Origin of the sequence: Bacillus sp. JJ783, from assembly GCF_036963225.1 — a bacterium.
Classification (GTDB): domain Bacteria; phylum Bacillota; class Bacilli; order Bacillales; family Bacillaceae_G; genus Bacillus_A; species Bacillus_A cereus_U.
On record NZ_JBALMG010000208.1, the window covers coordinates 1 to 5,498 of the forward strand.

The window sequence follows — 5,498 nt, forward strand, 5'->3', positions numbered from 1 at the left end:
TAGTCGTTTATATCAGTAAGAATCATTTGATGTACATCGGGGAATATATTTCGTTCTTCAATAAATTTTGTTTTGTTAGTTAACAAAACAGTAAAGAAATTAAGTTTTTCGGCTGCTTTGATTGCTTCCCTACTTGATCCAGATTTATTTGTTTCAATGAAAATAATAGTATCCATTTTATGTCACCTTAACCTTAATCATTTTTTAAAACCTCAGATTTATTATTTCTATAGGTAGAATATTAAAATGAGGTTAAGCTTGTTCTGGATTTTTCGAAAAATGGTTGAATGAGGGAAAACATGAATATATATATAATGAATTTGATATTTGATTTGAAAAAGATCTTTAGAAGGAAGGGAAGAAGAACCAACATGACTATAATTGGTATGCTTCATCATCGGAAAGATCCGAATGACGTAAAGAAAGCATATACTTATGCTGCTGTAGCTAAAGCTGAAGGTATAAACTTTTTTTATTTTACTTTAGGGAAAGTAAATATAGAAACTGAGAAGATTTTAGGTAAAACTTATGAAAATGGTAAGTGGGTTGAACAAGAATTTTCTTTTCCTGATGTTATTTATAATGCAAGTGTTCATGTTAGTGATAAAAATCAGCAAATCTATGATCATCTATATGAAAAAGTTCCGTTTACAAGCCATTCAATTGGAAATAAATTAAGTGTATATAACAGAATAAATAGAGCAAAAAAATTTAAGCAGTATCTTATTCCTTTTTATGAATTAAATGATGTTAATAAGTTTTTTGACATGATTAATCGTTATGAAAAACTTATTATTAAACCAATTTCTGGACATCAAGGTAGTGGTATTGTTTTCATTGAAAAAAACGGGATGAATTATAGTATGAATGAGTCAGAACAAATTTCATCTATGAATAAAAAACAATTACGGAGCTTTATATCTGATAAGATTCAAGAGCAAGGTTACATAGTTCAACAGTTTATTTCATGTCAAATGAAATCTGGTCATGTTTATGATTTTCGATTGCATGTTCAAAGAAATGGGGAAGGAAGGTGGGTTGTTACTTCTATATTCCCGAGAATAGGTCCATTAGGAAGTATTGTATCAAATATGGCTAAGGGTGGTTACAGTACTTATTTAGATGTTTTTTTAAAAGCGGAGTTTGATAACGATTGGTATAATATTAAAAGGTATTTAGAACGATTTGCAGTAACTTTTGCTAACCATTTTAATTCTTTATTTAAGGATGTAGTATTTGATGAGTTAGGAATTGATGTAGGGATTGATAAAGATCAAAAATTGTGGTTATTTGAGGTGAATTGGAGACCAGGGGTACCTAATATATTTAATCTTGAATTAGATGTAGCTAGAAATTTAATTCACTATGCTAGATATTTGGCGGATAAATCTAAATAAGAAAAGGAAAATATAATCAAACCTAGAAACCTTTATATACCAATGTTTCTACTAATCTCTCTTTCTATATCTCCTATAAGGCTTTTCTCCATGCATTCCAAAATTCGGCGGATGCTGGACTGTCGTCAAGTCGACGTACCTAATACGAGCAAAATACCGGAACCTGATAATACACCCTTCATTGTGGGCGAGGGCACATATTTATAAAAAAAATACGCTTGTCCAATCCATTATCATTCTCCAGTCATTTAATACTATAAAGGGGGGGGAGAACATGGAAAATAATGAAAAAATCACGTTTCGATTTGTAAAAAAAGATGGAGAAGAAATTAATTTGGGAAATCTTGCTGATAAACGAAAAATTGTCATTGTCATTAATAATCAGATTACATTTGCACCGAATACAACACAAATTGCCAGTGGGGCCGGACAAAACAGTGCAGCAGGAAGTAATGCAGCAATTGATTCATCGAATACCAGACAGCAACAAACGGTGGGCGCTGGAGGCGAAGCCATAAATAAGGGAATTAGTGGGGACCAGATTGAGCCGCATAAAATGAAAAAAGAAACTTCGGATGAAGAGGCAGAATTTGTACTTATCATCAATAATCAAATTAATAAAACCCGTAAGGAACAGGCTAGTGCTACTCAAGTGGCAAGTGGTGGCGGAGAAGACAGTGCAGCGGGAACCAACGCTGCCATCGAAAGTTCTAATACTAAACAGCAACATGCAGTGGGAGGCGGAACGGATAGTTCGGCAGAAAATGCAGGTGAAGAAGGCGACCAAATAGAAAAATGCGATTAAAGAAAAAAGGCTGTAATTATTTCGCAGCCTCTTTTTCTTATTATGGATTAATTGGTCTATTACTTACCCAACCAAATTAGGAATATATTAAATATCTTGATGGATCATATACTGTCCATAATCCTATCCGTTGAGAAGTATTTGGATTTTTATATACTGCGATTGTTCCATAAGATTTTCTATGACTAGCTAAAGTATTGTCAATATATACTGCAAGGTCATAAGGCAGAAGTTGTATTTAATAAAAAGTTGTAGCTTCCGATTTTGATGATGCGAAAAATCAAATTCGTCAACTCGAATTGTCTTTTGCCATAGAAGCATGTGCGTCTATTTTTGAAGAGCTATTAGTATTTGTACGGTTTCTAGTAATAAGTTTTGGATTATACATTCAAAAATAGAAAAAATATATCCAGCTTTATTTAGCAATGAAGCTTAGTAAGAAGCGTGTGGATGTAAAAATCGTTATTGAATAAAAAATCAAAAGAGCACGCCTATAAACGTACTCTTAGAAAGGTAAGAATCTTATGAGTGGAGGGGATCTCCATATAATAACATATGCTTGTCTAGTTTAAATGTGTAAAATTTATAAACAAAAATGCTATTTTATTAAGAAATGAGAAATGATAGATAAGTAAATACATAAACTAACAATCATAATCATTGTCTTCATGGTTACATTCATCGCAAGGGTTGTTCTGGTCATCACAACAAATACAAAATGTTTTATTAATAAATATATCAACAAAATCAAATGTATCGGAATTATTTGTGAGAGTAAGGCTTTGGAAATCTTCTACTTGAAAGATCCTTGTTTCATTAGGAACTAAAGTTGCGTTAATTGGTATGTTAGAACTTCTTGTTTGAACTGTTACTTCAATGGGACCGGAATCGTTAGGAACAGATACTTGAAGTAATGTTTTGTTGTGATTAATAGTAAGATCTTCAAATACTGTTCTTGAGGTATTAGGGGGTACGATAATATCGAGAGGTACATTTCCAGCTAAGGTAGTTCCCGAACCAGCAATCGTATGAGTTTCGACAAAACAGTTACTATCTTCGTTAATAGAATATGAATGCTCTTTATAATAATCATTTTGTTCATTGCAACAGATGCAAAACGTTTTTTGGATATAAACACCAATGTCGCTACTTGTATTATTATTATTTGTGAGAGTGAGGCTTTCAAAATTTTCTACTTGAAGAATTCTTGTTTCACCTGAAGCGATTGTAGCTGTAATCGGTCTACGAGAATTTCTTGTACGAATAGTTACAACAATTGGTGCAGAAGTACCAGGAACATGAAACTGCAGTAATGTTTTATTGTGATTATTAGTAGCATCTTCAAAAACTATTCTTGAAGTGTTAGCTGGTACAATAATATCTAACGGTATATTTGAGCCAGCAATCGTATGCGTTTCAGTGAAACAGTTCTCTTTTTTATTGTGAGAATATGAATAGTTTTTATAGTACTTTTTACCATGTTTATAAAAATAATCAGCCATTCTTTAATCTCCTATCTTTTATTTGTCTATATATTGTATTTAATGAGGAGAAGAACTGCTTGTACAAGGTAGAAAAAAGTTCTATTTAGGAGCATAGTAGAAAAAGCTTAAGAAATACGAACTGTAGCGTTTGGTTCAGTTAAACAAAATATAAGAATTAGAATGAGTATAGAACTAGTTAATAATAATTGAAATGGCGCTAAACACTAATAAAACTGCCATAATAATGTTAAACATTCGGTTGTGTTTTAATAAAAGTTTTTGAAACATCGATCCGAATAGACACCAACTAAACGTACTCATTAAACCGACTATGCCTAAAAACAATGAAAAGAAAAGGTAACCAGAATATGAATGGTAGTAAGGGAGAATAAAAGTTGATACTACAGTCAGTCCGAATAAAATTCCCTTCGGGTTAACAAATTGAAGCATAATTCCTACTAAAAATAAGTTTTTATTACTTTTTTCATTTGTATCTGTATTGCCTTTACTAGTGAGTATTTTAAAAGCTAAATACAGCATATAAGCTACACCTAAAATTTTTAAAGGGAATTCAATTAATGGCAGAATATTTATAAGTACAATATTAAAGAAACTACATAATGAAGTGATAATAAAAAAACCGAAAGCCACACCTAGGCAAAATGTAATGCTTCTTTTTAATCCATATTGCTTGGCGTATGTCATAGCTAAAAAATTGTTAGGGCCTGGTGTGAAGCTACTAACAAAGACAAATAATAAAAAAGAAAATATAGGCATTTCAAAAACCCCCTCTTATTCGTGTGTTATAATGACCGAAAAGAACAATATAACGTGTGCTTTTTATTATACATAATGGTCGTTATATTGTATATGGTATAGGAGTGTTTTTTATGGAGGAAATTCAAATTATCCTTGCAAAAAATTTAAAAGCTATTCGTAAGAAAGAAAAACTGAGTTTGGAAAAGGTTTCACAATTAACAGGTGTGAGTAAAACAATGATTGGACAGATTGAAAGAGGGGAATCTAGTCCTACGATTACAACAATTTGGAAAATCGCTAATGGACTAAAGGTTTCCTTTACTTCTTTAATAAATAATCCACAACCAGATACGACTATAGTTTTACGGAATGATATCCAAATATTGTCTGAGGATAATGGGAGGTATAGAGTATTTCCTTCATTTTCGTTCCAAGAAAATAGACAGTTTGAAATTTATATGATTGAAATTGAAGAAAAGGGAAGTTTGAGTGCGGAAGCTCATAAAGAAGGAACGGAAGAATTTATAACAGTGTTTGATGGAGAATTAACAATTGAAGTAAATGGGTGTAAATATAATTTGAAAAGTGGTGATTCCATTAGATTTAAGGCGGATAGACCACATGTTTATTACAATTTAGGAGAAACATTAACAAGAGTGAGTATGACAATATATTATCCTGGTTCTTAATATATTATGAAAAAGACACACAGTTGAGTGTCAAAGCAGTATTGCATATAGGATTGGAAAATGATTACCTTACGTATTGTGATGGAATAGCTAGGGGGAATTTCCTGCAAATTTAGATTAATGTTGATCCTGTAAGTTATGGAGTTGTTATATTAATTTGATAAGAAATATAATAACGTTCATTAACAGGAATTGTAAATGTAAATGCGTTTTTTAACATTTAAAAGAAATATACATTTAATAATTATTAAGTGAAAGGGGGTGGTAAATTGAAGAAAAATAATGAAACATCAATTTTTGAAAATATTGGACCTACATTTCCACCACTTCCAGTTATTCGAATTCCAACAGGTGTAACCGGAGC

The 5,498-nt window shown here is 31.5% G+C and carries 6 protein-coding genes and 1 pseudogene; 4 read left to right on the top strand and 3 right to left on the bottom strand.

The features are described from left to right. Positions 1 to 176: pseudogene (locus V7038_RS28185) on the bottom strand (ATP-grasp domain-containing protein); the annotation flags it as partial. Between the two features lie 123 nt (positions 177 to 299). Between V7038_RS28185 and V7038_RS28190 the strand changes: the two are divergent. Beyond that, the gene (locus V7038_RS28190) at positions 300 to 1,397 is read left to right on the top strand and encodes a YheC/YheD family endospore coat-associated protein (protein ID WP_335695985.1); all 1,098 of its coding nucleotides are present in this window, start codon (positions 300 to 302) and stop codon (positions 1,395 to 1,397) included. Between the two features lie 274 nt (positions 1,398 to 1,671). Then, positions 1,672 to 2,202 carry a hypothetical protein gene (locus V7038_RS28195; RefSeq protein WP_070139292.1) on the top strand — a complete coding sequence of 177 codons (531 nt, stop codon included), beginning with the start codon at positions 1,672 to 1,674 and terminating at the stop codon, positions 2,200 to 2,202. A 644-nt stretch (positions 2,203 to 2,846) separates the two neighbouring features. Here V7038_RS28195 and V7038_RS28200 read toward each other — a convergent pair. Together V7038_RS28200 and V7038_RS28205 are read right to left on the bottom strand one after the other, a co-directional pair. Then, a complete protein-coding gene (locus V7038_RS28200; RefSeq protein WP_335695986.1) occupies positions 2,847 to 3,704 on the bottom strand; it encodes an exosporium protein D in 858 nt (285 codons plus the stop codon). A gap of 174 nt (positions 3,705 to 3,878) precedes the next feature. Then, positions 3,879 to 4,463, bottom strand: coding sequence for a LysE family translocator (locus V7038_RS28205; protein ID WP_335695987.1), 585 nt, complete (start codon positions 4,461 to 4,463; stop codon positions 3,879 to 3,881). Positions 4,464 to 4,576: 113 nt separating this feature from the next. Between V7038_RS28205 and V7038_RS28210 the strand changes: the two genes are divergently transcribed. Then, positions 4,577 to 5,134 (top strand): helix-turn-helix domain-containing protein, encoded by a 558-nt coding sequence (locus V7038_RS28210; protein WP_002200493.1) that lies wholly within the window; start codon positions 4,577 to 4,579, stop codon positions 5,132 to 5,134. A 251-nt stretch (positions 5,135 to 5,385) separates the two neighbouring features. Further along, positions 5,386 to 5,498, top strand: a 113-nt coding sequence (locus V7038_RS28215) for an exosporium leader peptide-containing protein (protein ID WP_335695991.1), incomplete at its 3' end; no start/stop codon positions are given.